The 26,716-nt window shown below is 70.1% G+C and carries 24 protein-coding genes; 15 read left to right on the top strand and 9 right to left on the bottom strand.

What is annotated here, in order from left to right; genetic code table 11:
- Positions 1-46: 46 nt before the first annotated feature.
- Positions 47-1,570 (bottom strand): hypothetical protein, encoded by a 1,524-nt coding sequence (locus V1633_RS04480; protein WP_331212862.1) that lies wholly within the window; start codon positions 1,568-1,570, stop codon positions 47-49.
- Between the two features lie 281 nt (positions 1,571-1,851).
- Between V1633_RS04480 and V1633_RS04485 the strand changes: the two genes are divergently transcribed.
- Positions 1,852-2,700: a 3-hydroxyacyl-CoA dehydrogenase family protein gene (locus V1633_RS04485; protein ID WP_331212863.1), complete on the top strand. Its 849-nt coding sequence runs from the start codon at positions 1,852-1,854 to the stop codon at positions 2,698-2,700.
- A 76-nt stretch (positions 2,701-2,776) separates the two neighbouring features.
- Here V1633_RS04485 and V1633_RS04490 read toward each other — a convergent pair whose 3' ends face one another.
- Positions 2,777-3,673 (bottom strand): NAD(P)-dependent oxidoreductase, encoded by an 897-nt coding sequence (locus tag V1633_RS04490; protein ID WP_331212864.1) that lies wholly within the window; start codon positions 3,671-3,673, stop codon positions 2,777-2,779.
- A gap of 59 nt (positions 3,674-3,732) precedes the next feature.
- Here V1633_RS04490 and V1633_RS04495 point away from each other — a divergent pair, with 59 nt between their 5' ends.
- Positions 3,733-4,122: a MerR family transcriptional regulator gene (locus V1633_RS04495; protein ID WP_331212865.1), complete on the top strand. Its 390-nt coding sequence runs from the start codon at positions 3,733-3,735 to the stop codon at positions 4,120-4,122.
- Between the two features lie 16 nt (positions 4,123-4,138).
- On the opposite strand, the gene V1633_RS04500 is transcribed toward V1633_RS04495, so the two are convergent.
- From V1633_RS04500 to V1633_RS04510, 3 genes are all read right to left on the bottom strand, one after another.
- A complete protein-coding gene (locus tag V1633_RS04500; protein WP_331212866.1) occupies positions 4,139-4,990 on the bottom strand; it encodes an ABC transporter permease in 852 nt (283 codons plus the stop codon).
- 22 nt (positions 4,991-5,012) lie between these two features.
- Entirely contained in the window at positions 5,013-5,861 is an 849-nt protein-coding gene (locus V1633_RS04505) for an ABC transporter ATP-binding protein (protein ID WP_331212867.1), read from the bottom strand.
- A 68-nt stretch (positions 5,862-5,929) separates the two neighbouring features.
- A complete protein-coding gene (locus V1633_RS04510) occupies positions 5,930-6,559 on the bottom strand; it encodes a DUF4126 domain-containing protein (RefSeq protein WP_331212868.1) in 630 nt (209 codons plus the stop codon).
- Between the two features lie 73 nt (positions 6,560-6,632).
- Between V1633_RS04510 and nucS the strand changes: the two genes are divergently transcribed.
- Positions 6,633-7,292, top strand: coding sequence for an endonuclease NucS (nucS, locus tag V1633_RS04515; protein ID WP_331212869.1), 660 nt, complete (start codon positions 6,633-6,635; stop codon positions 7,290-7,292).
- A gap of 378 nt (positions 7,293-7,670) precedes the next feature.
- Here nucS and V1633_RS04520 read toward each other — a convergent pair whose 3' ends face one another.
- Complete coding sequence (locus V1633_RS04520) at positions 7,671-10,829, bottom strand: glycosyl hydrolase (RefSeq protein WP_331212870.1); 3,159 nt, start codon at positions 10,827-10,829, stop codon at positions 7,671-7,673.
- A 225-nt stretch (positions 10,830-11,054) separates the two neighbouring features.
- On the opposite strand from V1633_RS04520, the gene V1633_RS04525 reads away from it, so the two are divergent.
- From V1633_RS04525 to V1633_RS04560, 8 genes are all read left to right on the top strand, one after another.
- Complete coding sequence (locus V1633_RS04525; RefSeq protein ID WP_331212871.1) at positions 11,055-12,053, top strand: LacI family DNA-binding transcriptional regulator; 999 nt, start codon at positions 11,055-11,057, stop codon at positions 12,051-12,053.
- Between the two features lie 179 nt (positions 12,054-12,232).
- Positions 12,233-13,129 (top strand): NAD-dependent epimerase/dehydratase family protein, encoded by an 897-nt coding sequence (locus tag V1633_RS04530; protein WP_331212872.1) that lies wholly within the window; start codon positions 12,233-12,235, stop codon positions 13,127-13,129.
- A complete protein-coding gene (locus tag V1633_RS04535; protein WP_331212873.1) occupies positions 13,126-14,397 on the top strand; it encodes an enolase C-terminal domain-like protein in 1,272 nt (423 codons plus the stop codon). The genes V1633_RS04530 and V1633_RS04535 overlap by 4 nt, the downstream gene beginning before the upstream one ends.
- Positions 14,398-14,592: 195 nt before the next feature.
- Positions 14,593-15,828, top strand: coding sequence for an extracellular solute-binding protein (locus V1633_RS04540; protein ID WP_407951969.1), 1,236 nt, complete (start codon positions 14,593-14,595; stop codon positions 15,826-15,828).
- Between the two features lie 116 nt (positions 15,829-15,944).
- Positions 15,945-16,856, top strand: a complete 912-nt coding sequence (locus tag V1633_RS04545) for a carbohydrate ABC transporter permease (protein WP_331212875.1) — start codon at positions 15,945-15,947, stop codon at positions 16,854-16,856.
- Positions 16,853-17,740: a carbohydrate ABC transporter permease gene (locus V1633_RS04550; RefSeq protein WP_331212876.1), complete on the top strand. Its 888-nt coding sequence runs from the start codon at positions 16,853-16,855 to the stop codon at positions 17,738-17,740. Before V1633_RS04545 ends, V1633_RS04550 begins: the two co-directional genes overlap by 4 nt.
- A gap of 55 nt (positions 17,741-17,795) precedes the next feature.
- Complete coding sequence (locus V1633_RS04555; RefSeq protein ID WP_331212877.1) at positions 17,796-18,932, top strand: glycoside hydrolase 5 family protein; 1,137 nt, start codon at positions 17,796-17,798, stop codon at positions 18,930-18,932.
- Positions 18,933-19,080: 148 nt separating this feature from the next.
- The gene (locus tag V1633_RS04560; protein ID WP_331212878.1) at positions 19,081-20,679 is read left to right on the top strand and encodes an FAD-dependent oxidoreductase; all 1,599 of its coding nucleotides are present in this window, start codon (positions 19,081-19,083) and stop codon (positions 20,677-20,679) included.
- Positions 20,680-20,785: 106 nt separating this feature from the next.
- On the opposite strand, the gene V1633_RS04565 is transcribed toward V1633_RS04560, so the two are convergent.
- The gene (locus V1633_RS04565; protein ID WP_331212879.1) at positions 20,786-22,366 is read right to left on the bottom strand and encodes an FAD-dependent oxidoreductase; all 1,581 of its coding nucleotides are present in this window, start codon (positions 22,364-22,366) and stop codon (positions 20,786-20,788) included.
- Between V1633_RS04565 and V1633_RS04570 the strand changes: the two genes are divergently transcribed.
- On the top strand, positions 22,359-23,126 hold the full coding sequence (locus tag V1633_RS04570) for an AraC family transcriptional regulator (RefSeq protein ID WP_331212880.1): 768 nt from the start codon (positions 22,359-22,361) through the stop codon (positions 23,124-23,126). The genes V1633_RS04565 and V1633_RS04570 overlap by 8 nt on opposite strands.
- A 102-nt stretch (positions 23,127-23,228) precedes the next feature.
- Here V1633_RS04570 and V1633_RS04575 read toward each other — a convergent pair whose 3' ends face one another.
- Together V1633_RS04575 and V1633_RS04580 are read right to left on the bottom strand one after the other, a co-directional pair.
- Positions 23,229-23,432 (bottom strand): DUF397 domain-containing protein, encoded by a 204-nt coding sequence (locus V1633_RS04575; protein WP_331212881.1) that lies wholly within the window; start codon positions 23,430-23,432, stop codon positions 23,229-23,231.
- 16 nt (positions 23,433-23,448) lie between these two features.
- On the bottom strand, positions 23,449-24,318 hold the full coding sequence (locus V1633_RS04580; RefSeq protein WP_331213139.1) for a helix-turn-helix domain-containing protein: 870 nt from the start codon (positions 24,316-24,318) through the stop codon (positions 23,449-23,451).
- Between the two features lie 279 nt (positions 24,319-24,597).
- On the opposite strand from V1633_RS04580, the gene V1633_RS04585 reads away from it, so the two are divergent.
- From V1633_RS04585 to V1633_RS04595, 3 genes are read left to right on the top strand one after another with little or no spacing between them, the layout of a single operon-like run.
- Positions 24,598-24,768: a hypothetical protein gene (locus tag V1633_RS04585; protein ID WP_331212882.1), complete on the top strand. Its 171-nt coding sequence runs from the start codon at positions 24,598-24,600 to the stop codon at positions 24,766-24,768.
- Positions 24,769-24,772: 4 nt separating this feature from the next.
- Positions 24,773-25,039, top strand: a complete 267-nt coding sequence (locus tag V1633_RS04590; protein ID WP_331212883.1) for a hypothetical protein — start codon at positions 24,773-24,775, stop codon at positions 25,037-25,039.
- Positions 25,040-25,062: 23 nt separating this feature from the next.
- Positions 25,063-26,703 (top strand): hypothetical protein, encoded by a 1,641-nt coding sequence (locus V1633_RS04595; protein ID WP_331212884.1) that lies wholly within the window; start codon positions 25,063-25,065, stop codon positions 26,701-26,703.
- The last annotated feature ends 13 nt before the right edge of the window (positions 26,704-26,716 follow it).

Genomic DNA, 26,716 nt, shown 5'->3' on the forward strand with positions numbered 1-26,716 from the left:
CGGGCGTGCCGACCGGCCCGCCTCATCGGGTCGGGTGCCGGGGTCGCTACCAGCGCCAGTTGCGCCAGCCCAGCAGTTGGCGGTGGTCGCGTACGGCCGTACCGGCCTGGCGGGCGAGGCGGGCGAGCAGCGGCACGCTGAACCAGAGCAGCACCAGGGCGTAACCGGCGAGAGCCAGACGCTGCAACCCGGTCAGCGGCGGCGCCTCCATGAGCGGCGCCCACAGCGGGCTGAACTCCGGCGTGAAGTGGCAGAGCGCTTCCAGGTACCAGTTGTTGTCGTAGCAGATCAGCGGCCGGACCTGCCCGTACACCAGGCTGTTGGCGGCGCCCCAGACCGAGAGCAGTACGGCGGCGAGGGTGGCCAGGTTCGCCCACGGCCCGGCCCGCTCGGCGGAGAGGCACACGGCCAGCGCCAGGCAGGCCGGCAGGATGGCGAAGAGGAAGAACCTCGGCCCCCAGTACATGCCGCCGTACCAGGCCCACCAGGACGCGTAGACCAGCACCAGGCCGGCCACGAAAACCGCCCACAGCAGCCAGAACGACCACACGTCGTCGCCGGCCGCCCCGCCCTCCTCGCGCAGCCGTCGGCGGATCGGCAGGAAGAGTCCCGGGGTGAACCAGAGCAGTCCCCGACCGAAGGAGAAGAGGATGGCCACGACTCCGAGCAGGAAGGGATAGGAGAAGCCCGGCTCGCCCGAGTACGGCATGACCGTCCGTCCGCCGCCGTTGTCCAGGTAGACGCTGTGCAGCGGGTCGCCGAAGCGCAGCCACGCCTCGCCCATCATCAGCAGTACCGTGACCAGCGGGACCGCCAGGTACCGCAGCCGCCTGCGGCGGAGGCAGAGCAGGCCGACGACCAGGCCGAGCGCCAGCAGCGTAGCCGGGGTGTTGGCGACCCCCAGCACCACCGCGACCCAACCGCCGATCCGGGTCCAGCGGCCGGTCCACGGCAGCGTCGCGGCGAGCAGCCCGACGCCGACCGTCACGGTGGTGAAGACCTCGCCGTAGAAGTCCTGCAGATGCGCGCCGATCATGCTGCCGGCGATCAGGAGCAGCAGGAAGCGGCGGAGCAGCCGGTCGTCGATCCGCTTGTGCAGCAGGATGTGGATCACCATCAGGCCGAGCGTGAAGAGCAGGAAGTTGTACTGCGCCACCACAGCCTGGGTGTCGTCGGTCCACCGGCCGACGAACCAGAGCGGGGTGGCGAACAGCGGCCCGATCAGCGAGTACGCGGTGTCCGACAGTTTCTGCTGTTCGAGCAGCCCGACGAGCGCGTAGTAGCGGGCGAGGCCGTCGCCGATCATCTCCTTGCGGGGGGTGACCGCCAGCACCACCATGCCGACCCCGATCAGGGCCCATTCCAGCAGGGCCGTCGTCCGGCCGGCCGGACGACGGCCGGCACCTCCGGTGGCCCGCCCGGCCTCCGATCCGGTGTTCCGCTCGGCGCCGGGGACGCGTTCGGTGTCCCGCTCGGTGCCGGACTCGGACCTGGGCCCGGGTCGTAGGCTGCGCTCCGCCGGGCTCTCCGGCTCCTCCTCGCGGATGCCGTCGGCGACCGGCGGGTTCATCAACGGGTTCTCCTCCTCGGTCCGTCCCCGGCACCGAACCGGGTCAGGGCGGACCGGATCGCCGGCGGCGTGGCCGGGCGTGACAGTGGCCACAGGCAGTGTGCCAAACAAGGATCGACGGAACCAGCGACGGGGTTGGATGTCGTTCGCGCCGGTCAACGCCGGCTCGGGCCGAGGCCACGCCAGGGTGTCCGACGAGGGTACGGGCTCGGCCCCGGAGCACCCGACCGAGCGAGCGTTAAGGTGCTCCCAGGACACAATCCAGCCGGAGGAGTGAGCACATGGCGGGTCGACTCGCGGTCATCGGGGCCGGTCTGATGGGGTCGGGTATCGCGCAGGTCGCGGCGCAGGCGGGCTGGCAGGTGACGCTGCGGGACCTGGACGACGCGGCCACCGCCCGGGGACTGGACGGCATCCGTACGTCGCTGGGGAAGTTCGCCGCGAAGGGCGTGATCGAGGCCGGTGACGTCGAGGCGACGCTGGCCCGGATCCGGCCGACGACCGAGTTGGAGGCGGCGGCCGACGCGGACATCGTCGTCGAGGCGGTATTCGAGCGCCTGGAGGTCAAGCAGGAGGTGTTCCGGGCGCTGGACAAGATCTGCGGGTCGGATGCCGTCCTGGCGACGAACACCTCGGCGATCCCGATCACCCAGATCGCGGCGGTGACCCAGCGGCCGGAGTCGGTGGTCGGCACCCACTTCTTCTCGCCGGTACCGATGATGAAGCTCTGTGAACTGGTCCGTGGTTACAAGACCAGCGACGAGACGCTGGCCACCGTCCGGGCCTTCGCCGAGGAGATCGGCAAGACCGTGGTGGTGGTCAACCGGGACATCGCCGGATTCGTCACCACCCGCCTGATCACCGCGCTGGTGATGGAGGCGGTCAAGCTGGTCGAGTCCGGCGTGATGTCGCCGGAGGACCTGGACACCGCCTGCAAGCTCGGCTTCGGGCACGCCATGGGGCCGCTGGCCACCACCGACCTGACCGGGGTGGACGTACTGCTGCACGCCACGAGGAACATCTACGCCGACACCGCTGACGAGAAGTTCTTCCCGCCGGAGCTGCTCCAGCGGATGGTCGCCGCCGGTGACCTGGGCCGCAAGACCGGCAGGGGCTTCTACTCGTACTGAGGTCTGCCGGTCGGCGATCCGCCGGTCCCCGTCGTCCTCCACCGGCGGACCGCCGACCGGTGACCAGCCGGACCGCTCAGCCGGACCGCACCGGCTTCAACAGTTCGAAGAGGCTGGCGAAGCTGTCCGTGCCGTGGCCGTCGGCGGTTCGCCGGTCCAGCAGGGCACGGAGCGGCGCGTGCACCTCGGCGTCGACGCCGCGCAGCGTGCTGGTCCGGACCAGGTTGCCCACCGCGACCCGGTTCAGTGCCACCGGGGACACCCCGGCGCCGTAGCTCCGGAACTCGACCTCCTCGGCCAGTTCGGGCATGAACGCCAGCATGCCGTGCAGCCATCGGGTCACCAGGGGCACGAACGCGGTCGGTGGCACCTGGGCGGTGTGCAGCAGTGCGAGGCTGTGCAGGAAGCCGGCCAGTACGGCGTAGCCGCTGCCGAGCAGGGCAAGGTCCCACAGCTCGGCGACGGCGGGGTCCCGGTCGAGGAAGTGGCTGGTGGCCAGGACGTCCAGCGTCGTCCGGTGGGCGTCGAAGGCGTGCCGGGACCCGCTGTAGAGAAAGAAGGCCTCCGGGGTCGCCACGGTCTGGGGCAGGGCCATCATGGCGCCGTCGAGATAGTCGGCACCGGCGGCGGCGACCCGCTCGGCCACCGCCCGGACCTCCTCCGGGGTGCCGGTGGCGAGGTTGACGACGGTACGTCCGGTCAGGCTTGCGGCGGACGCGCCGAGCACCTCGTGCACCGCCCGGTAGTCGGTGACCGTCACCAGGACGAGTGGGCTGGCCAGGATGGCGTCGCCCACGGTGTCGGCGGCCACGGCTCCCCGGGCCACGGGGGCGGCGACCCTGGCCGGGTCACGGTTCCAGACCGTCGTCGGGTGGCCTGCGGCGAGCAGGGCGCCGGCCAGGGCCGTACCCATCCTGCCGAGGCCGAGGACGGTCACCGGACGTGCCGGACCGTCGATGGACTGAACTGTCATGGCGGTTAAGGTAAAGCCTCACGTCGGCGTCAGAGTCGAGCTGTGGTGATGGTGGTCACATGCGGATCGGGGAGCTCGCCCGGCGGACCGGAGTGTCCGAACGGGCTCTGCGGTACTACGAGGAGCAGGGGCTCCTGCGGCCTGAACGACGGGCGAGCGGCTACCGGGTCTACCACCAGGACGACGTACGGCAGGTGCGCCACATCCGCCTTCTGCTGGCCGCCGGCCTGAACACCGGGACGATCGCCGAGATCCTGCCCTGCATGCTCGCCGATGACGACACCCTGGTGCCCGGCTGCCCGGAGGTCGCCGAGATCCTGCTCCAGGACCGGGACCGGCTCAGCTCGGCCATCGAGGGACTGTCGGCAGCCCGGCGCATCCTCGACGCGATCATCGCGGGCGGGCGTACCGTCGACGTTTCGGATCCGGTCGGCGAGGCGGTCGGCTGACCGGCCCCGTCCGTTCTCAGCCGTCGCGGCGGGTGGTCCAGCGGAAGGTGGTCAGGCAGAGCACCAGGCCGACCACGCACCAGGCGGCGAGGACGAGCGCGACCCGGCCGAGTTCGAAGGAGCCGGCGGGTTCCACCGCCCCGAAGGAGTCGGGGAGGAAGACCGAGCGGAGGCCCTGGCACATCCACTTCAGCGGGAAGATCGCGGCGACCTGCTGCATCCAGGAGGGCAGGTCGGTGAAGACGAAGAAGACGCCGGAGATGAACTGGAGCACCAGGGCGACCGGGGTGGCCACCGCGGAGGCGCCGCGTCCGCTACGGGCCAGCGAGGAGAAGGCGATCCCGCAGAGGGTGCAGGCGGTGGTGCCGAGCGCGGACACCCAGAGCAGGGTGAGCCAGCGGTCGACGCCGTCCGGCAGGTCGAGGTCGAAGAGGAGCGTGGCGACCGCGAGCAGCAGCACCGTCTCGACCAGGGCGATCAGCGCAACCATGATCACCTTGCCGGCGAAGTAGACCCACCTCGGCATCGGGGTACCACGCAGCCGCTTGAGCACACCCCGGTCACGCTCGATCGGGATCTGGATCGCCAGGCTCTGGAAGCCGACCGTCATCAGGCCGGTGGCGATCATCCCGGTGACGAAGTACTGGGTGAAGCTCACCCCGCCGCCGATCTCGCCCCGGAAGATCGACGCGAAGATCAGGATCATCACCACCGGGAAGAGCATGGTGAAGACCACCGACTCCCGGCTGCGCAGGAACTGGCGTACCTCCAGGCGACCCTGCCGGACGGCGAGGGCGAGCGGACCGACCCGGCGGGAGTGCGCCGGTGCCGGTGCCGGTGCGGTCGAGGTGGTGGCTGTCGTGCTCATGCCCGGGTCTCGCTTCGCTCGCTCATCGGTGCCCGATCATCCGTAGGTAGACGTCTTCCAGGGTGGGCCGGGTCACGGTCAGACCCGGCACCTCGCCGCCGAACCGCGCGGCCAGCTCGGCGACCAGCGCCGTCGGCGTGGCGCTCTCCGCGCGCTCCACACTCCCGTCCGGGGTACGCCAGGAGACCGTGGCCAGCGCGTTCTCCCGGTCACCGAGCCGGGCCGGGGTGGCCACCTCGACCAGCCGGCCACCCGCGATCACCCCGACCCGGTCGGCCAGCGCCTCGGCCTCGTCCAGATAGTGGGTGGTCAGCACGATGGTGGTGCCGGCGGCGGCCAGGTCGCGGATCAGCTCCCAGAACTCGCGGCGGGCCTCCGGGTCGAAGCCGGTGGTCGGCTCGTCCAGGAAGAGCAGTTCGGGCCGGCCGACGATGCCCAGCGCCACGTCGAGCCGACGCTTCTGGCCGCCGGAGAGGGTGTGCGTCCGGGCCCGCGCCTTGCCGGCCAGGCCCACCCGGTCGACGACCTTGTCCGGGTCGTCCGGATCCGGATAGAAGGCCGCGAAATGGTGCACCACCTCGGAGACGGTCAGGTCGTCGAACTCGCCGGTGCCCTGGAGCACGATCCCGACCCGGGACCGCCAGGCCGCGTCCGCCCGGTCCGGGTCGACGCCGAGCACGCTGACCTCGCCGGCGTCCCGGTGGCGGTAGCCCTCCAGGATCTCCACCGTGGTGGTCTTGCCGGCGCCGTTCGGGCCGAGCAGGGCGAAGACCTCGCCCCGGTACACCGACAGGTTGATGCCGTCCACGGCGACGTTGTCGCCGTACGCCTTGCGAAGCCCCTGGACGGAGATCGCCACCTGCTCGTTCATGACATCAACTATGCGTGACGGCCCGGCAGCGGAGGACACCGGGTGGGTGTCGGCGCTGACCCCCCCCGTCAGTGTTCCGCCAACGACCCGGCCCGGGCCGCCCGGGCCGCCCGCCGCTCCAGCCGGCGGCGGCGCCGACGACGGACCACCCAGACGACAAATCCCGGCAGCGCGACCAGGAAGAGCAGCACCAGCGCCGGAAACAGGAGTGCGGCCAGCGAGCCGAGCACACTCGTCGCGTCCTCGACGGTGCTCGCCACCGGCGCACCGACCCCGGCCGTACCGGCGTTGATCACCGGTCGGGCGGCCGCCTTGACCCCGTGCACGCCGAGCGCGATCAGCACCCCGGCCACGATCGGCAGCCACTGGTGGGAGCCGAAGAACTCTCCCGGGTCACTCACCGTCACCGTTTCCGCGCCGGATCCGGCGCCGAACGCCAGACCGCCGGCGGTCGGCCGGACCACGGTCTGCACCACGTCGTTGACGTGGTCGACCACCGGCACCTTGTCGGCGACGACCTCGATCGCGAGGAGCACCACGAGGATCGTCAGCACCCAGCCGTTGGAGAGCCACTGCCAGCCGCCGGGCAGGGTGACCAGGTCGCTGAAGCGGGCCAGCAGGCCCACGGTGAGCAGAGGGATGTACGCGTTCAGTCCGGCCGAGGCGGCGAGACCGGTTCCGGTGAGGGCTTCCAGCACGGGATCCAGGATCGCACCGACTCGCCAGGACGGCCCGCCGAGCGTCGTCCACGGGCTCGGCTACCCTCGTCGGGTGCGGTTGGTGATTGCGCGGTGCTCCGTGGACTACGTCGGACGACTCTCGGCGCACCTGCCGTTGGCGACCCGGCTGCTGATGGTGAAGGCCGACGGATCGGTCTCCATCCACGCCGACGACCGGGCGTACAAGCCGCTCAACTGGATGAGCCCGCCGTGCAAACTGGAGGAGGCTCCCGGGGTGTGGCGGGTGGTCAACAAGGCCGGCGAGGAACTGCGGATCACCCTGGAGGAGATCTTCCAGGACACGTCGTACGAGCTGGGGGTCGACCCCGGACTGCGCAAGGACGGCGTCGAGGCGCACCTGCAGGAGTTGCTGGCCGCCAGCCCGACCGAACTGGGCGACGGCTTCACCCTGGTCCGCCGGGAGTACATGACCGCGATCGGGCCGGTCGACCTGCTCTGCCGGGACGGCGCCGGGGCCACGGTCGCGGTGGAGGTCAAGCGGCGCGGCGAGATCGACGGGGTGGAGCAGTTGACCCGCTACCTGGAGCTGCTCAACCGCGATCCGCTGCTGGCGCCGGTCTCCGGTGTCTTCGCCGCTCAGGAGATCAAGCCGCAGGCCCGGGTCCTCGCCGTCGACCGGGGGATCCGGTGTGTCGTGGTCAACTACGACCGGCTGCGCGGCATCGAGCGCGACGAACTGACCCTCTTCTGACCTCCGGCCGGGGCGCAGACCAGACGCGGCCGTGGGCCCGGAAGAAGTGTGAGCGCGACCGGCAGGCGGTAGCCACCGTTGGAGGCGAGGCTGACGCCCTCGTCGAGAGCGTGACCTCCGCCGGGATCGCGCCCGCCACCCCGATGTAGCGGGTTCGCCGGCGGCGGAGAGAGCCGGCCTCTCCGCCGCCGTCCGGATGGGTGCTGTCAGGGGCAGACGATCGGTGGGTAGGGCACCTGCCGTACCTGGTAGGACGGTCGGCCGCTCGCGGCGACGACCGAACCGTTCACGGTCACCTTCCCGGCGGGCAGCGATACCGAGCCGGTGGGAAAGGTTTCGGAGACCGGCGTACCGGGCGGCTCGCAATTGTCCACCTCGTCACCGCCGGGCGGGCATGAGCCGCAGGGGGTGGAACAGACTCGGATCCTTCACCTCGGCGACACCCTTGCCCCAGGTGCTCCAGCCGCGGCGGCCCGACCCGTCGTTCTCGTTGATCGCGATCGTGGCGGCCATGATGCGATTGGCCGGGTCGACCCCGAGCGCCGCCCACGTCGCTGCCAACTCGTAGGTCGTCGTCTTCGTCCGCTCGTCCCGTTTCACCGCGGTCGTGATGCCGTCCGTCCCGCCGCTCACCGGCAGCCACCGGGTGAGGTCGACCGGTCCCACGTCGGTCAGGGCGCTGCCGACCTCCCCTACCGGCCTGCCGCTTTCGCCCGGCCAGCCGGGGGAGGACCCGACCTGGAGGCTGTCACCCTGCCAGATGTCCGTGCCTCTGGCGGGCTGCGCGTGGACGTCGTCGACGAGCTGCGCCGTGAGGTAGAGCCGGCTGTCGTCGTGTGTGATCCACAGGCTTCCGCTGAGGTCCTGCGGGCCCTGCCATCCGGTGATCACCTGCTCGTCCTTCCCCAGGGTCTGCGGCGGGAGCTTCCGCAGGGCGCGATCCACCACGCCGTCGACCTGAACCCGCTGGTACGGGACGTCGACCGCCACCGAACTCGCCGCCACCACGATGCCGCTCACGGTGTCGGTCGCGGGTCCGGAGACGGTCGCTGACCACGCGCCGAAGGCGGTGAGCGGAACATCCTGTACGGCCGTGGCTCCGCCGGCCACCTGTGCGTCGACGAGCACCGTTCCCTGCGAGTCGCCGACAGCCCAGGTGACGCCGTCGAGGCGTACCGCATGCGTGCCGCGGTTGCGAACCTTGAGTCGCAGCACGTCCGCGCCGGCGGCGTTCAGCGCATGCTCACCCGTCAGCTGCAGTGCGGGAAGAACCTGCGCGGCAGCGGTGAGGACGCCGATCGCGTGACCTCCCTCCCGCACGACCGCGGTCCAGGTGCGCTGCCCGACCTGAGCGGGTGCGAGCGCCGCCGCGACGTCCTGCGTGGCCCCGGCGGGCACGGTCGCCTGCGTGGTCAGCCCGTCGGAGACCAGCGAGAGGGGGCGGGCCGACGTCCCGGTGTTCGCGATGTGCCAGGTGGCATCCGGCGCGCTGCCACCGACGGCACCCGTCACGGCCAGCGAGAACGGTGAGGCGGTCGTGACCTCACCCAGTGCGCCCCGCAGATAGACCGGCTCCGCACCCACCGAGACGTGCACCCGTCCATCGGCGTCGGGCTCGAGGACGGTCGTACCGCCGTAGAGGTTGGTGACCGTTACCGAGCCGGTCGCCTGGACGCTCCACGTCTGCGGCGTCAGTGCCCACAGTGCCTGCACGCGCGTGTCGGTGGACTCGCCGGCACGTCGGCCGAACTCGACTCCGTAGCGGCCGGTGCCGAGCGACAGGACCGCGCGGACGGGGCGCTCCGCCGTCTGACGCGTGAGTACGCCCTGCGCGGTGAACGCGGGCTTCGGCACGTACGCGCCACGAGCGTCGACCTCGTTGCGGATCATCCCGAAGTTGTGCTCGGGATCGGCCGGGTTCGTGCCGTCGTCCTTGAAGTCGTAGACGGTGTAGCGCGCGATCCCGTCGCCGAGGCCCAGCAGTTGTGCGCGCGCGAGGTTGCGTGCCTGTACGCCGGGCGTCACGCCGGGCGGGTTCTGCGTCGTGTACCAGCCATGCTCGGTGAACCAGATCGGCAGGTCGGGATGCCCGGCGGCGGCGAACTTCTGGCGCAGGGTCGCCACGTGGGTCCGGAACGTCTCCGGCTCGGCGGTGAAGTTGTACGGATGGGTCGAGAACGCGTCGATGTGGTCGAGGCCGCCGGCGGAGATGAAGCCGTCGAGCCAGCCCTGCCAGTCGTTCATCGGCGCGAGGGCGGGCCCGGCCAGCGTCGCGTCCGGATGCGTCGCCTTGACTCTCGCGGCGGTCGCGGCGAGCAGCGCGACGTAGTTCTGCGGCGTCGCCCCCGCGGGACCGTTCACGTCGCGGATGTTCCACTCGTTCCACACCTCGTACGCCGCGTGTGCGGTGCCGAAGTGGTCGACGGATGCCTGGGCGTACCCGGCGAAACCGGCTCGTCCCGCATCGGTCGCGGGTGCTTCTCCCTCGTGGTAGAGCGCGTTGCCGTAGTCGAGTATCTGCAGGAAGTCCACGTCGCTCGCGCGCAGCGTCGCCGTGGCGTTCTCGACGCGGGTGGGGAAGGTGTAGGTGCCTTTGACCCGTTCGACCTCCGACCAGTACGCCTCGTCGCGAGCGAAGCCGAGACCGGCCTTTCCGAGCAGGGATGCGGAGGCTCCCGGCCACCGGCCACCGTAGTGCGTCGAGGCACCGATGCGGCGTTCCCGGAGAGTGGTCGCGGGCAATACCGAGACGTCCGTGCCGCCGTTGACGGTGGTGCCGTCGGGCTGGACGGCGGCAATGTCCACCGTGTACCAGCCGGTCCCGAGCGTACCGAGGGAAATGGTGTTCCCGAGCTGCGCCGGGGTGCCGGAGCCGGTGGCGACGACGGCTCCGTACGCGTCCCGTGCCGACCAGCGCAGCGACGTGGCGGCCGTGTCGACGCCGAACGACACGGGGTCGCCGGTGGTGAACGCGTTACCAAGCGTAGTCGGCGTGATGGCGAGCAGGGGTGGCGGTCCCTGGACGACGACATCGTCGACGTCGAGCGTCACGGCGGGGCCGGGAGAGATGCGAAACGCGTCGATGAGCAGCGAGATCTGCGTCAGCGGCCCGTGCCACACGCCGTCGTTGGCGCCGCCCCAGTGAACGTACTGGGTTCCGCCCGCGAAGACGGTGATCGACAGCTTCTGCCACTGCGTGCCGGGCGAGAGTGCGAGGGTCTGCTGGTGCGCCTGCCCGGTGCTGTCGACGAGGCGCAGGACCAGGCCGGTCAGCTGGGCGCTGCGTACCGAGAGGTCGAGTCTTCGCAGGTCGAGCGAGGGGACGCCGCGCGCCATCTCGACCGTCCCGCTCGGCGCACTCGCCTGGACGCGGGCGGCCGTGGTGCCGCCTGCGGGCGCGTTGGTGGTGGTCGTGAGCGTCGCTGTGGCGCCGCCTGTGGTCACCGGGAACCACGGGTCGGTGCCGTGTTCGAAGTCGCCGATCACGACGGGCCCGGTGCTGGCGGCGGCGGGCTGTGGGACGGACAGCAGTGCCATGACGGCGGCGAGGGAAGCCAGCAGTGCGAGCGCTCGGCGGGAGAGCGCCCTTTCGGAAGGCGGAGAGATTGTCCTGGGCGTGAGCATGAGCACTCCTCGATGGGCGTCGGATGACCGCGATCGGGGGACGGGGAGGCTTTGAGGTGCGAAACCGGTTTCGCAGTTCGCCAATTTTCGCCGGGTGGTCAAACTCTGTCAATGCCCTCGCGTCGGTATGCTTTCGGCATGCCGTCGAACCGCAGCGTCCGATTGAGCGACATCGCGGCGATCGCCGGAGTGTCGATCTCCACCGCGTCCAAGGCCCTGAACGGGGGAGATCGGATCTCGGCGGAGACCCGGGCGCGCGTGCGCGAGGTCGCGGAGCGGCTCGACTTCCAGCCGAACGCGCTCGCGCGCTCCTTCGCGCTCGGGCGCAGCCGGACCATCGGGGTCCTGACCTACCGCGCGACCAGTACCTTCGCGGGTCCGGTCCTCATCGGCGCGGTGCTGCAACTCGGCGAACTGCAGCAGGCATCTCTCGTGTTCGACGAGGACCTGCTCGTGCCGCGTCAGATGACCAAGAGCATCCGGGCGCTCCAGGCGCGCCGCATCGACGGTCTTCTTGTCGTCGGGGACGGTCACGAACGCGTGTCGCACTCGGTGACGCACCACTTCGGCGTGCCTGTGACGTACGCGTTCGCGGCGTCGGACCATCCCGAGGATGTCGTCTACCTGCCCGACAACGAGGGGGCGGGGCGCCTCGCGACACGGCACCTGGTGGGGGTCGGGGCCACCCGTATCGCCCACATCACGGGCAGTCGGGACAGCATCGCCGCCCGCCTGCGTGAGCGTGGGATGCGTGCGGAACTGGAGGCTGCCGGGCTCGAGCAGGCCGGCGAGACCCGGCACGGGTCCTGGTCCCACGACTGGGGCGCCGCGGCGATGTCCGAGATGCTTGATTCCGGTGTCGAGATCGACGCCGTCTTCTGCGGCAACGACCACATCGGCCTGGGTGTACTCGAGGTCTGCGCCGTGCGCGGCCTCCGGGTGCCCGCGGACATCGCCGTCGTCGGCGTCGACAACTGGGAAGGCGTCGTCCTGGATCAGGGCATCCGCCGGCTCACCACCGTCGACCTGGAGCTGCAGCGACTCGGCCGTCTCGCCGCCGCCGACGTCCTCTCGCCCGAGCGGGCGCCCGGCGAGCACCTCGTGGCGCCGACCCTGGTGCTCGGTCCCTCCTCCTGACGGCACGGCCGCAGCGCACAGCCTTTCCGACCGCACGGCAGTCCTGACAGGACCGCCGTGCCTCGGCGTGCGCCGGAGCGGGCCGTCGGCATCAGACTGTTGACATCCTCAGGGGCGTGTGCTTCTCTGCTGCGAAAGCAGTTTCGCAACATCGTTTCCTGACAGTGAGGATCACCGGCGTGCCTGAGCTCATCCGACCCACCCGAGTGTTGGTCACCGGTGCCGACGGGACCGTTGGCCGGCCGACGGTCGAGACGCTCGTCGACCACGGCATCGCCGTCACCGCGCTGTCCCGTAGCTGGTCCGCGCCGACTCCGGCGGACCGGGTCTTCACCGGCGACGCCGCCGACGAAGTCCTGGTACGGGACGCGCTGTCGGACGTGGACGCGGTCGTCCATCTGGCGGCGACGGCGCATCCCGACCTCGACACGCCGCGGGCCGTGTTCGTCGGGAACACCTCCGCGACATTCACGGTTCTCTCGTGCGCGGGGGAGGCGGGTATCCGCCGGGCGGTCATCGCCAGCTCTATCAACGCCTTCGGGATACCGATGAACCGGCACGACGTGATGCCGGCGTACTACCCGCTGGACGAGGCGTCGCCCGTGGCGCACGACGACGCGTACTCGCTGTCTAAGTGGGTCGACGAGCGGATCGGTGCGTTCGCCTGCAGCCGCTGGGACATGACCGTCGTCGCGCTGCGCTTCCCGCTCGTCCGCGAGCTCGCCGCGTTGCGGGACACGGTGCGGCGCATGATCGCGATACCCGGGGAACAGGCACGCCTCGCGCGTGAGGGGTGGGCGTACCTGGAGATGGCGGATGCCGTCGACGCGATCCTGCGCGGCCTCACCCAGCCGATCTCCGGGATGCACACGCTCCTGGTGGCCGCGGCGGACACCATCCTGGACCAGTCCACCGAGGATCTCCTCGACCGCTACGCCGCGCACGTCGAACGCAGGCAACGCTTCGACGGGCGCCGAGCACCGATCGACACGTCCGCCGCGCGCCGCGTGCTCGGCTGGGCTCCCGCCGTCTCGCTCGCCGAGGACGAGGCATCGATCATGGAGGCGACCGCATGAGTACGCAGGACGCAGCGTCCCCCTTCGCCCAGCCCTGGGAGGCACCCGACGACGTGCGTATCACCCGGGTCCGGGCGGTCGCGACCGCACCGGAGGGCATTCCGCTGCTGGTCGTCAAGGTCGAGACGAGCGACGACGGCCTGTACGGGTTGGGCTGCGCGACCTTCACACAGCGCTGGCGGGCGGTCGCGACCTATGTGGAGGAGCACCTCGCCCGGCTGGTCGTCGGCCGCTACCCGGGTGACATCGAGGACCTCGTACGCCTCGCCCGGTTCTCGTCCTACTGGCGTGAGGGTCCGGTCGGCAACAACGCGATCTCCGGGCTCGACCAGGCGTTGTGGGACATCGCGGGAAAGCGGGCCGGGCGGCCGGTGCACGAGCTCCTCGGTGGCAAGGTACGCGGGGCGGCCGACACCTACCTGCACGCCGCCGGCGCGACCGTCGAGGAAACGCTCGACCAGGCGGAACGTCTCCGGGATGAGGGGCTACGGCACATCCGGCTCCAGACGGGCCAGCCGGGTGCCGGTCACTACGGCGCCCCGGCGGTGCCGCACACCGCGACCACGGACCATCAGTATCCGGGCGGCTGGGACGTCGAGGAGTACCTCCGGCGTACCCCGGAACTCTTCGCGGCGGCCCGAGACCGGCTCGGCCCCGACATCGCCCTGCTGCACGACGTGCACTCGCGACTCTCACCGAAGCAGGCCGTCGTGCTCGCCCGCTCGCTCGAGCCGTACCGCCTGTACTTCCTGGAAGACGTCATCGCGCCCGAGCACTGGGACCGCCTGCCCGAGGTGCGGGCGGCCTCGCCCGTGCCCCTCGCGGTGGGCGAGCTGACCACCTCGCTGACGGACGCGGCGCGCCTCGTGCTCGGCGGAGGCGTCGACTTCATCCGTTCCCACATCTCCGGCATCGGTGGCCTCACCGCAGCCCGCAAGATCGCCGCCGCCGCGGAGTTGGTGGGCGTACGCACGGCGTGGCACGCCCCGGGCGACACGTCGCCCATCGGCGCGGCGGCGAACGTCGCGCTGGACATCACCAGCCCGGCCTTCGGCATCCAGGAAGGCCACGTGTACGCCCCCGCCGTGCACGAGGTCTTCCCCGGGACGCTGCGCATCGAGCGCGGCTGGCTGCGCCCCAACGAGGCTCCGGGCTGGGGAATCGACCTCGACGAGGCCGCCGCCGCCCGGTTCCCCGCCGGACTCTCCGGGCACGACGCGTGGGCTGCGCGGGTCCGGGGCCGGGACGGCGGACTCATCGCTCCCTGACCGGCGGCGCTCCCTGACCGGCGGTACCACCCACACCGAGTGATCCACCACCAACACTGTCCGAGGAGTGTCATGACAAGCACAAGAACCCGGCTTCTCGCGCTGGCCCTGGCCGGCGCGACGCTCGCCCTCGTCCCCGGATGCGGCGGGTCGAACAGCGAGTCATCCGGACCCGCGTCGATAACCGTCGCGGGCATGCCCACGAGTCGGCACCCGGAGGAGCTCAACAACTTCAACCGGAACATCTCCGAGTTCACCAAGGCGAACCCCGACGTCAAGGTGGTCGGCGACGAGGCCACCTTCGATGTGCGGACGTTCCAGGCGCTGCTGGCGGGCGGCAAGCTGCCGACCGTCTTCTACGTCCCCTTCACCGAGATGCAGGGCCTCATCGCCCGTAGGCAGGTCGCCGACATCACCAGCGCGATCGGCGCGGACTCCGTGGTCAGCCGGATCAACCCGGCCATCCTGAAGGTGACCAAGGATGCGAGCGACCACGTCTACGGCGTGCCGATCCAGGCGTACAGCATGGGGCTGTTCTACAACCGGGACCTGTTCAGGAAGGCGGGCCTCGACCCCGACAAGCCCCCGACCACGTGGGAGGAGGTACGCGCGGCCGCGAAGGCGATCCAAACGGCCACCGGCGTACAGGGCTTCGCGAGCATGACGAAGGACAACACCGGTGGCTGGGTGCTCACCGCGATGAGCTACGCCAACGGCAGCACGATCGCGTCGGCGGACGGCAGGAACGCGACCGTCGACAACAACGCCACCCGCAGTGTCCTGGAGTTCTACCGTTCGCTGCGGTGGGAGGACAACACGTTCGGCTCGAACTTCCTGACCGGCTACAACGACACCACGAAGGCGTTCGCGGGTGGCAAGATCGGCATGTTCGTGCAGGGCGCGGACGCGTACAAGGTGGTCGTGTCGAACATGGGCATGAAGCCCGACGACTTCGGCATCGCGCCGCTGCCGCAGGGGCCCCAGGGGCTGGGTACGCTCGGCGGCGGTACGGTCGCGATCATCAACCCGCGCGCCTCGGCCGCCGAGACCAGAGCGGCGATCAAGTGGCTGGAGTTCGTCAACTTCCGCAAGTACGACAGCGAGGCGGAGGCGGTAGCGGACGCGAAGGCCAAGGTCGCTGACAAGCAACCGGTGGGCGACCCGGCGCTGCCGCTGTTCGACCAGGCGACGACCGACCGGTACCTCGGCTGGGTGAAGGACTACGTCAACGTGCCGCGGCAGAACTACGCCGCGTACTTCGCCACGGCGCAGACGCTGGCCCTGGTGCCAGAGCCGCCGGCAAAGGCGCAGGAGACGTACGGGACACTCGACACCGTGGTCCAGGCGGTCCTGACCCGCCAGGACGCCGACATCGACGCGCTGCTGAAGGACGCCCAGCGCAAGGTCCAGGCGATCATCGACGCTGGCTGATCCTTGCCCGACCGTCCCTGTCGCGGCGCGGTTCCCGCGGCGCGACAGAGATCCGCCCGCGAACAGACGAGGTGATTCCCCTGAGCGCCCCTGCCCGGTCCAGGCCGGCGTACCGCATGCCCGAAGTCGTGCCGAGCCGTCGTTCCCGCGGCCTCGTCAGCTGGGTACGCCGGGGCGGACTGTCCACGCTCGTGTTCTTCCTGCCCCTGCTGCTGTCGTTCGGGCTGTTCTCGTGGTGGCCGATCCTCCGGTCGCTGCCGCTCAGCTTCCAGCGCACCAACTTCCTGACCACCGAGTGGATCGGCCTCGACAACTTCACCCGGGTCCTGGCCGATCCGCTGCTCGTGACGGCCGCGCTCAACACGCTGTGGTTCGCGGTCCTGGCACTCGTGATCGGGTTCCCCGTGCCGGTGATCCTGGCGGTCTTCATCGCGGAGTTGCGTCGCAGCCGGGGACTGGCCTCGGCGCTCGTGTACCTGCCCGTGATCTTCCCGCCCGTGGTCGCCGTCCTGTTGTGGAAGGCGTTCTTCGACCCGAGCCCGACCGGCGTGCTCAACACCATCCTCGGGTGGGTGGGGCTGGGCCCGTTGTCGTGGCTCAACGACGGAGACCTCGCCATGCCGTCGATCGTGCTGCAGGCCACCTGGGCGTCGTTCGGCACCGCGACCATCATCTATCTCGCCACGCTGATGGGCATCCGGACCGAGCTGTACGACGCTGCGGAGACAGACGGGGCGGGTGCGTTCCGGCGGTTCTGGCACGTCACCCTGCCGCAGATGCGCGGCGTGCTGCTCGTGATGCTGCTACTGCAGTTGATCGGTACCTTCCAGGTTTTCACCGAGCCCTACATCATGACCAATGGCGGTCCCGAGAACCGCACGGTCACGATCCTCATGCTGATCTACCGGTACGCGTTCGTCTCCGGGGACTACGGGCGCGCGACGGCCCTGAGCCTACTGCTGGCGATCGCCCTGTCGGGCCTCTCCTGGATCTACCTCTGGGCGACCAAGCACTGGAGCACGTCGTGACCGCCGACGCTGAACGCAGCATCCTGTCCCGGCTCGATCGGCGCCGACCCGGCGTACGGATCGCCCTTGTCGCCGCCCGTGTGCTGGTCTTCGCCACTCTCGCCGTCTTGTGTGTGGGACCGTTGTTCTGGCTGTTCAAGGCCGCGACATCGACCACGACCGAGACGCTCTCCGCGCCGTTCTCGCTCTGGCCGAGCGGGATCCACTGGAGCACTTTCGCCGAGGTGTGGACAAAGGTCGACTTCGCGCGCTACTTCGTCAACACGCTCTGGCTCATGGCGGGATCGCTGTTCTTCGGGCTCGTCGTCGCGACGACCGGTGGCTATGGGCTCGCCGTCCTGAAGCCGAGGTACGCGAAGGCCGTGTTCGCGGCGATCCTCGCGACGCTGTTCATTCCCGGCGTCATCTCGCTCGTCTCGCTCTACCTGACCGTGATGGACGTGCCGCTCCTGCACGTCAACCTGATCGGAACGCTGTGGGCGGTCTGGCTGCCCGCCTCGGCCAACGCGGTCAACGTGCTGCTCATGCAACGGTTCTTCGCGGCCATTCCCGCCGATCTGTTCGAGGCGGCCCGAATCGACGGCGCGGGTCCCTTCCGGGTCTTCGTCTCGCTCGTGCTGCCGATGTCACGGCCGATCCTGGGCGTGGTGAGCCTGCTGACGCTCGTCGGGGCGTACAAGGAGTTCCTGTGGCCATTGTTGGTGTTGCCGAATCCGGAGGACCAACCGATCTCGGTCGCCCTGCCGCGGCTGGAAACCGCCGGCGACTTCGCGCAGTTCATGGGTGCCCTGTTCATCTCCGTGATCATCCCGGTGGTGCTCTTCCTCGTGTTCCAGCGGCAGTTCCTGAGGGCGGCCGGCAACTCGGGAGCGCTGAAGGGGTGAGCGTGGACCTCGGCAATCCGCTCCGGGCGTCGTTCCTCGCGGATCGGCCGGGCCGGTGAGCACATCGGTCCGCTACGGCGTCAACTACCTGCCCAGCCGTGACTGGTGGTACGCGTGGGTCGACTGGAACGAGGCCGACCTCGCGCGTGACCTCGACGTCATCGCCGGACTCGGCTTCGACCACATACGCATCCAGTGTTTGTGGCCGCTGTTCCAACCGAACCCGGCGTACGTCTCCCCGGCCATGCTCAACCGGCTCGTACGGCTGCTCGACCTCGCCGAAGCGCGCGGCCTGGCGGTCTGCCCGACCGTGCTCGACGGCTGGTTGAGCGGCTTCGACTTCCGTCCCGCCTGGTTGCGGGATGCCGATCCCTTCACCGACCCGGACGCGGTGGAAGCCGCCGCGATGATGGTGACCGCGGCCGCCAGGGCGGTCTCGGGGCATCCGGCCCTGTGGTGTCTCGACATCGCGAACGAGCCGAACGTCCTCATGCGACGGTCCCGGCTCGGACCGGGCGCCTGCGACGACTGGGCGCGCCGCATGGTCACAGCGGCGCGTGCCGGGGCTCCGGGCGTACCGGTGACTGTCGGTGTCGATCACGAACCCTGGATGACCGGCGACTGCCCACTCACCGCGGAGACGGTTGTCGACGTCTCGGACCTGGTCGCCATCCACGCCTGGCCGTACTTCACCGGGGCCCTGGCGCGCTTCGGTGACCAGGAGCGCGGCGCGTGGGCGATCCCGGACTACCTCGCCCAGATCGCGTTGGCGATTCTCGGCGGACGGCGGAAGCCGTTGTGGGTGCAGGAGATCGGCGTGTCCGACCTCTGGCTCGAGCGGGCGACGGTGCCGGACTTCGCCGAACGGATGCTGCGGCGGATCGCCGCGATTCCGGAGGTCACCGCCGTGACGTGGTGGGCGTCGCATGACATCGACCGCCGATTCCGCGGCTTCGACGAACTCGAGTACGGGCTCGGTCTCGTCGACACGGAGAACGCCGTGAAGCCGGTCGGGGCGCGGGTCCGCGACGTGATCGCTGAGCTGCGGGCTCACCCCACGCCACCCGCGCTTGCCGTACCCGGCATTCCGTTGCCGCCGGGAACTGTTCCGGACCTGGAGTTCGCCTCGGAATGGTTCGCCCTGCTCCGAACCGATGCCGGCCCACGCATCGAACGCGAGGGCCGCCGATGAGTGTCGGCGGCCCTCGGCTGCCTGCGTCGGACCGGGCCCTCTCCCCAGGTCAGCTCATACGCCAGCTCGTCTGCGTCGACACCGCCGGTGGAGCCCGTCCCCGGGCAGACCGGTGCGATGCACCGAGGTGCGAAAGGAAAGCGACTGCATGAGTACGGAGCTGCGGACAGATGTTCTGGTGGTCGGCGGGGGAGTCGGCGGCGTCGCCGCCGCGCTGGCCACCGCCAAGCTCGGCCGCAAGGTGATACTCACCGAGGCCACCGAGTGGCTCGGCGGCCAGCTCACCAGCCAGGCGGTGCCACCGGACGAGAACGCCTGGATCGAGACCCAGCTGACCGCCGTCAGTTACGCCGACTTCCGACAGCGCATCCGCCGTCACTACCGCGACAACTACCCGCTGACGCCACGAGCCGCCGCCGATCCGCTGCTCAACCCGGGCCTGGGCCACGTCAGTCGGCTGTGCCACGAACCCCGCTCCGCCGTCGCCGTCATCGATCAGATGCTGGCACCGTGGCAGTCCGCCGGTCGCGTGACCGTCCTGCTGCGGCACGAACCGGTCGCGGCCGACACCGCCGGGGAGCAGGTCACCGCGGTCACCCTGCGCCGCCCCGACGGCAGCGACCTCACGGTCACCGCCGACTACGTCCTCGACGCCACCGAACTCGGCGACCTGCTGCCGTTGGCCGGGGTCGAGCACGTCATCGGCGCCGAAGGCCAGGACACCACCGGCGAACCGCACGCGCTGCCGGTCGCCGACCCGCTCAACCAGCAGGCGATCTCGTGGTGCTTCGCCCTGGAGCACCGGCCCGGCGAGGATCACACCATCGACCGCCCGGCAGGCTACGACGTCTGGCGTACCACGGTCGCCCCGTTCTGGCCCGGTCCGCAGTTGTCCTGGATCGACGTCGAACCGGTCACCCTCAGTACGCGCAACCGGCCGATCTTTCGCGGTGAACCCGGCAGTGGGCCCGCCGACGACCTGTGGCACTACCGGCGCATCCTGGCCGCCCGCCAGTTCACCGGTACCGCCTTCACCGACGTCACCCTGGTCAACTGGCCGCAGATCGACTATTGGCAGACCCCGCTGCTCGGCGTCGACGACGCCACCCGGGCCACCGCGCTCGACGGCGCCCGCGACCTGTCGCTGTCGTTCCTGTACTGGATGCAGACCGAGGCACCGCACCCGGTCGGCGACGGCACCGGATACCCTGGCCTGCGGCTCCGGGGCGACATCACCGGAACCGCCGACGGACTCGCCATCGCCCCCTACATTCGCGAATCACGCCGCATCCAGGCCGAGTTCACAGTCCTGGAACAGCACGTCGGCGTCGATGCCCGCCCACCCGGGGCCGGCAGCAAGGTCTTCGCCGACAGCGTCGGCATCGGCCACTACCGCATCGACCTGCACCCCAGCACCGCCGGGCGGACCTACGTCGACATCGAGTCGTACCCGTTCCAGATCCCGCTCGGCGCTCTCGTCCCGATCCGGGTCGACAACCTGCTCGCGGCCGGCAAGAACATCGGTACCACCCACATCACCAACGGCTGCTACCGGCTGCACCCGGTCGAGTGGAGCATCGGCGAGGCCGCCGGCGCCATGGCGGCGTACTGCCTCGACCGGGGCGTGCCACCCCGCAAGGTCCGCACCGACCACACCCACCAGGCCGACTACCAGCGGCTGCTCACCGACACCCTCGGCGTCACCCTCGCCTGGCCGGACGAGATCCGCAGACACCGAACACCGTGAGTCAGCCCGGAAGGGTGAACCTTCCGCAAACTGGACAGCGCGGCGCGTTCGTCCCGTCCTCCACCCGTGCGACGACGGACCGCACGGGAGGTGCGGATCCGCGGGCCTAGGTGGCGGTCCAGGCGATGACCTGGCCGCGCTCGACGAGTCGGGACTGCAGTCGGGCAACGTCGATGTCCTGCACGTCGGTGTGTTCGCGCAGCGACTGCACCGCGGCGACTGCCGCGGATTCGGCCAGGACGCAGAACACCGGTTCCATCCGGGTCGCCGCGTAGCCGATGTGCGTGGCGGACAGGCAGACCGGGACCAGCAGGTTTCCGCAGTCGGACCGCTTCGGGGTGACAGCCCGGTAGGGAATCGGATACGGCTCGCCGGTGCCCATGTGGCCGCCGAGGAACATGTCGCCCTCAGTCGCCACACCGAGCTGCCCGGTCTCCGGATCACGGTACGGAATTCGCCGTACCGGGTAGACGTCCACGCCGAACAGCGCGAGGCCGATGCTGTCGCTGGGATCGGTCCGGTTGGCAACGTCCGCGTACGTGACCGTGTAGATCCCGGCGAGCCGCCGCGACACCCGCACGTAGAGCTGCGGTGGCCAGCCGTCGGTGTCCGGGAAGACGCCCGCATCCAGGCCGTAGGCGGCTGTCTCCGCCCGGAACTGCTCAGGTACGTCGGGATCGGTCGACAGGAAGTGGTGGATACCGCGGAGATAGTCGATGTGGTGGCGCCACAGTCGCGATCGGTCGTTCCAGTCGCCATCCTGGTAGCGGCGGCTCACTCCGACAGGAGCGTTGGTGATCAGTGACGCGCGCTGGTAGTTGTACTCACCCGAGTTGAGCCAACCGGGAAAGATGCCGCGCAGCGCCTCGACGTCGGAGCCCAGATGTCGGACGTAACGCCGTACCAGCTCGAAGTCGTCGGGGGTGTAGTCGTCGGGGGGAGTGAGTTCGGCCCGACGTGCCGGGTCGGTCGTGACGTAGAAGCGGAAGTTGTACGCCTGCGTGTAGTCGTCGGCCGCGCCGATGGGCAGACCGTGATCGCGATCTACCAGTCTCAGCAGTCCGCTCGTGCTGTCGCCCGGTACGACGTACGGGTCGACAGGTGTCCAGTTCGTGACCGGGCGAACGCCGGCGATCTGTTCGCCGAAGGCGTCTCGTGACTCGCGTCCGGTACGGTAGGGGACCTTGGCCAGTGCCATCAGGTCACCCTCGTACGAGGCGTCGATGAAGACCGCCGCCTGCACGACGACGTCGGGAATCGACTCCGACGCCGGCAACGGGACAGCCCACCGGTCCGGCTGCGAGGTCTCCAGTTCGACGGCGGTGATGCGGTTGCCTTCCCGCCTCACCGAACGGACGCGGCGCTCGAAGATCACCTCGATGCCGGCACTCTTGACCCACTCGTGGAAGGCCAGCATGACGTTGTGGGGGTCGTCCCCGAAGCCGAAGACCACGTCGCTCGTCAGCCCGCCTGCGATCGCGGGAATCGGGCAGTCCTGCCGGGGCTTGATTCCCGAGCTCAGCATGCCGCCAAGCCAACGGCTCGGCTCGATGAGGATCACGGACGCACCCTCCTGATGCGCCGTCATCGCGGCGATGCAACCCGCGGGCGTTCCCCCGTAGACACAAACGTCGGCTGTAGTGGTCATAACCATGGACTCTGCCGTTGCGGGAGTCCCCATGGACATGGCAGTTCCGGCTGTCCACATATACTTTTTTGCCATGGTGACGCTGGACGGCTACCTGCTCGCCCCGTCCCGGGACCAGTTCAGTCTCAGCTTCGACAGGTACGACGACTGGTGCCTGTTGCTGCCGAGGAGCGGATCCTTCACTTTCGAGGTCTCCGGCGGACCGCGAGGGGTTTCGAAGCACGGCGACATCGTCGTCTGCCCGCCGGGTGGCACGCTCTGGCGCCGGATGCAGACTCCGACATCCTTCTTCCATGCGCGCTTCAGCACGGAGCTGGAGCCGCCGATCGGCCGTACCCGGGTACTGGACGTCGACCGCTTCCGCGCCGACCTCGCGATGCTCGAGGCCGCCGAAGCCCACCCCGGCCTGGTGGCCGCTCATGTTGTCACCGACCTCATCCTGATGATGCTCCGCGCCCGCCGCGACGCGCCCGGAGATGAACTGGTGCGGCGAGCGACAGCCTTGATCCTGGACCACTTCACCTCTCCGGATCTCTCGCTCGGCGATCTGGCCGCCGCACTCGGCATCAGTCCGACGCAGCTCTCACGACGCTTCCGAGCTGTCCAGGGCGTCACGCCGGTCGCATATCTCCGCAAGGTCCGGCTGCGGAAGGCACGGGAGTTGCTGACCGAGACCGACGACACGCTGCAGGCGATCGCCGAGCGCTGCGGATACCGCAGCGCTTTCTACTTCAGCCGGGTCTTCAGCACCCACACCGGTCAGTCGCCGTCGAAGTACCGGCACGACAGTCGCGTCTGAGTGAACCTTTCTCACGCGTCCCCTGCTGCCCTCGGACGACGTCCGGCCCCCCACCTGGGACGGTGGAGGGCCGGTTGTCCGACGGTCGATCCCGACCCGGGGTCACCTGGCGATGGTGTCGCCCTTGACCGCGCTCGTGAAGGCCGCCCAGACGGCCGGGCCGAACACCAGCGCGGGGCCGGTGAAGTCCTTGCTGTCGCACACGGCCACGGCTCCGTCGAGGCGCGCCGTCATGACACACTGGCCGTTTCCTGAAGAACGGCTCGACTTTTTCCACACCACATTGCCAAGGTCAGGGGCATTCATGTCCCCAACCCCCTTCCTAATTGAGTGTTCGTATTTTTGTCTCGATCATCTGAAGTGAACTGAAGGGATCGAGAGCCAGCGCCCGCAGATGCTCGAAGACCACTGTGTACCGCCGTACGTCGGGCTCACGTTCCAGGAACAGGTCCCCCGCCATGCTGTCGATGTAAACCAGATCGGGGTCCGCCGCCTCCGGAAAGTCCATAACGACAAACGAGCCAGGCATGCCGGGGTGAGCACCTCGTTCGAATGGGATCACCTGCACCGTGACGTGTGGGTGCGCGGCTGCCCTGACGAGCGCGTCGAGTTGTCCCGCCATCACGCCGGCACCACCGACCAGCCGATGGACGGCCGCCTCGTCGATGATCGCCCACAGTTCCAGCGGTGGCTTCTTCGTGATGAGGGCCTGACGCCGCAGGCGCGCCTCGACCCGGCGTTCGATCTCCTCGTCGCTGGCCAGCGGGAGCGCGCCCCGGATGACGTGACGGGCGTAGCTCTCGGTCTGGAGCAGGCCGGGCATGAACAGGCTCTCGTAGTTGCGGACGCTGCGGGCCTCGGCTTCGAAGCTGATGTAGGCCGTGTACTCCTCGGGAAGTTCCGACTCGTATCCCTGCAGCCAGCCCAGTTGTGTCGCCTGCTTGGAGAGGTCGGCCAACTCGTCGCGTCGGTCCTGGTCGGTCACGCCGTACTTGTCGAGCAGGGCGAGGAGCGTACGGCGCTGTGGCCGTACCCGTGCCGTCTCGATCCGGTAGAGCGTCGCGGGGTTGACGCCGGTCTGCTCGGCCACCTCTTCCCGGGTGAGGCCGGAGATGGCGCGCAGACCACGCAGCTCGGCGGCGAGCCGACGTAGCCGCACGGTGGGTGGTTGCCGACGTGCGGGCAAATCTATATCCCCTTTGCTCCGACTTCGGCTAGCAGTGTCCCCGTCGCCTGTCGGCGCCGGCAAGGCAGGGTGGCAAGTGAAGATCGTGCTAGTGCATACCTTGCAAAGTCCTATCGGCGAGCGCATCATATGCAGTAAGTCACGACAAGCACCCGGCCGTGACACGCGGGTCGACGTCAGGCGGGAACGGCACCTTCCCGGGGGACTGCGTCGGCCCTGGCTTCCAGGCGGCGGCCGGCGGGCAGCGGCAACTGCCCGCCGACCTCCCACCAGCAGGAGATCGCCATGATGCTCGGCCTCTTCGCGGTTGTCGGTTGCACCCTGTTCGGCCTCCTCGCCGGTCTGCTGGTGTTCAAGGTGAAGACCAGGTGGTGTGCCACCTGCGGCTACCCGCTCGGCTGTCTGGCCTGTGCGGGCCGGTCGCAGGTGTCGGGCGCCGGGCACCGACCGCACTGAGCCGATGTACGCGAGCGGGGAAACCCCGGGACAGCCCCCTGCCAGCCCCACCGGCAGGGGCGGAGCGGAGCCGGCCGGGACGGGTCCGCCCGCCGAGTTCTCCGCCCACGACCTGGTCGTGGAGAGCCGGTTCTACGCGGCCATGTCGCGGCTCGCCGAGGTCGCCTGGCAGCGGGACATGACCGCCGAGGCCCTGCTGGCCCTCGTCGACCTGCTGATCCCGGAGCCGCTTCCGAATCGATTCCGGCATTCTCGCGCAGCGGATTCGTGACCCGGGACGGTCATCGTCGTCCCATGGGGGACAGTCGGCGGAGAAGTGGTACCTCCCGGGTGATGCTGGCCTGGCTGGGTGGTCCGGTGAGTCTGCTCGCCGTGCTGCTGCTGGTGGTCAACGACCACGTCGGGAAGGCCGCCCACCCCGGGCTGGTCACCGGCAAACTCAGCGACCTGGCCGGGCTGGTCTTCGCCCCGGCACTGCTCGCCGTCGTCCTCGCCGGGCTGCTGCCGCGACTGGCCCCGACCCCGCTGGCGGTAACCGCCGTGACCACGGTGGGGGTGGTGTTCACGGCCGTCAAGGCGACCCCGGTCGGGGCGGCGACCGCGTCCGCGCTCTGGACCGCGCTGAGCGGACCGTCGGTCGTGCTCGCCGACCGTACCGACCTGGTGGCGCTGCCCGCACTCGGCGTCGCCTGGTGGACGTACACCCGGGCCCGTCGTCGGCCGGTGACCCGCCGGGCGGTACGCCGGTTCGGCGTGTTCGTCGTGCTGCCCGGCGCGGTGCTGGCGGTCGCCGCGACCAGCGCGCCGCAGTATCCGAGCCTGGAGGGCGCCGCCGTGTGGCGGGGCAGCCTGGTGGTGGGGAGCGCCAACCTCTACCACGGCCCGGCCGACGACCCGCTCGACTGGCGGATCGGCGGCCCGGACGGACGCGACTGGCGTCCGATGACCCCGGAGGAGGCCGAGGCGGCAGCCCCGGAGCTGCTCGGTGCCTCGGTCCGGCACCAGCAGATCTGTGTACCCGACCAGGTGGCGTACTGCTACCGACTGGTCCCCGGACGGCTGCGGGTTGAGGAGAGCCGGGACGGCGGTGCCACCTGGCGGACGAGTTGGGAGGTCTCCGAGCCGCACCGGGAGTGGCTCGCCCGGCACTACGACGGGGTGCGGGACCCGGACGTCGAGGTGGTGTCCCGGGCACTGGCGGTACGCCGGGTCGGGGACGGGCACGTCGTCGTGGTGGCCAACGCACGGGACGGGATAGCCGTCCGGGACGTCACCGGGACGTGGTCCCGGGTCGGCTTCGCACCCTACTCCGACGAGGTGGTCGCGCCGGTACCGCTGCCGGAACCGAACCGGCTGCCGGACGGACTCCTGCCCGAGATCACCATCGCGGTGGTCCTCGGCTGCCTGGCGATCTGCCTCGGCTGCGCGCTGCTGACCCGGGGAGAGGCTTCGTCGGCGAGCTGGTTCGTGACCACCGCCCTGCTGGGTCTGCCGTTCGTGGCGGCCGGCCTCGGCGCGTACCTGCTCGGGGACCTCCTGGTGCTGGGGACGCTGGCCCTGATCCCGGTGGGGGCGTTCTTCCTCCTGGTCGGGATCGTCGGTGTGGTCACCGAGGCGGCACGGCTCTGGGGCGTCCGGAGACCGCTCCTGATCGTCCTGGTCGGGGTCCTCACCGCAGCCGGGTCGCTGCTGCCGTTCGCCGGCTGGGCGAACGGGTTGACGGGCCACCGGGGAGCTGCCCTGCTCGGCCTCCTGCTCGCCCTGCTCGGCACCGCCCTTGCCGGTTGGCTCGGTCACCGGGCCGCCCGGCCGGTGTCGCCGGACCCGGCCTGGCCGCCGGTGCCGCCCGACCCGGCCTGGCCGCCGGTCCCGCCCGGCCCGGTCAGGCCGCCAGTCCCGCCCGGCCCGGTCAGGCCGCCGACGTCGACCGGGTGAGCGCCGCCGGGCG

The organism is Plantactinospora sonchi (assembly GCF_036422035.1).
GTDB classification, from domain to species: Bacteria; Actinomycetota; Actinomycetes; order Mycobacteriales; family Micromonosporaceae; genus Plantactinospora; species Plantactinospora sonchi.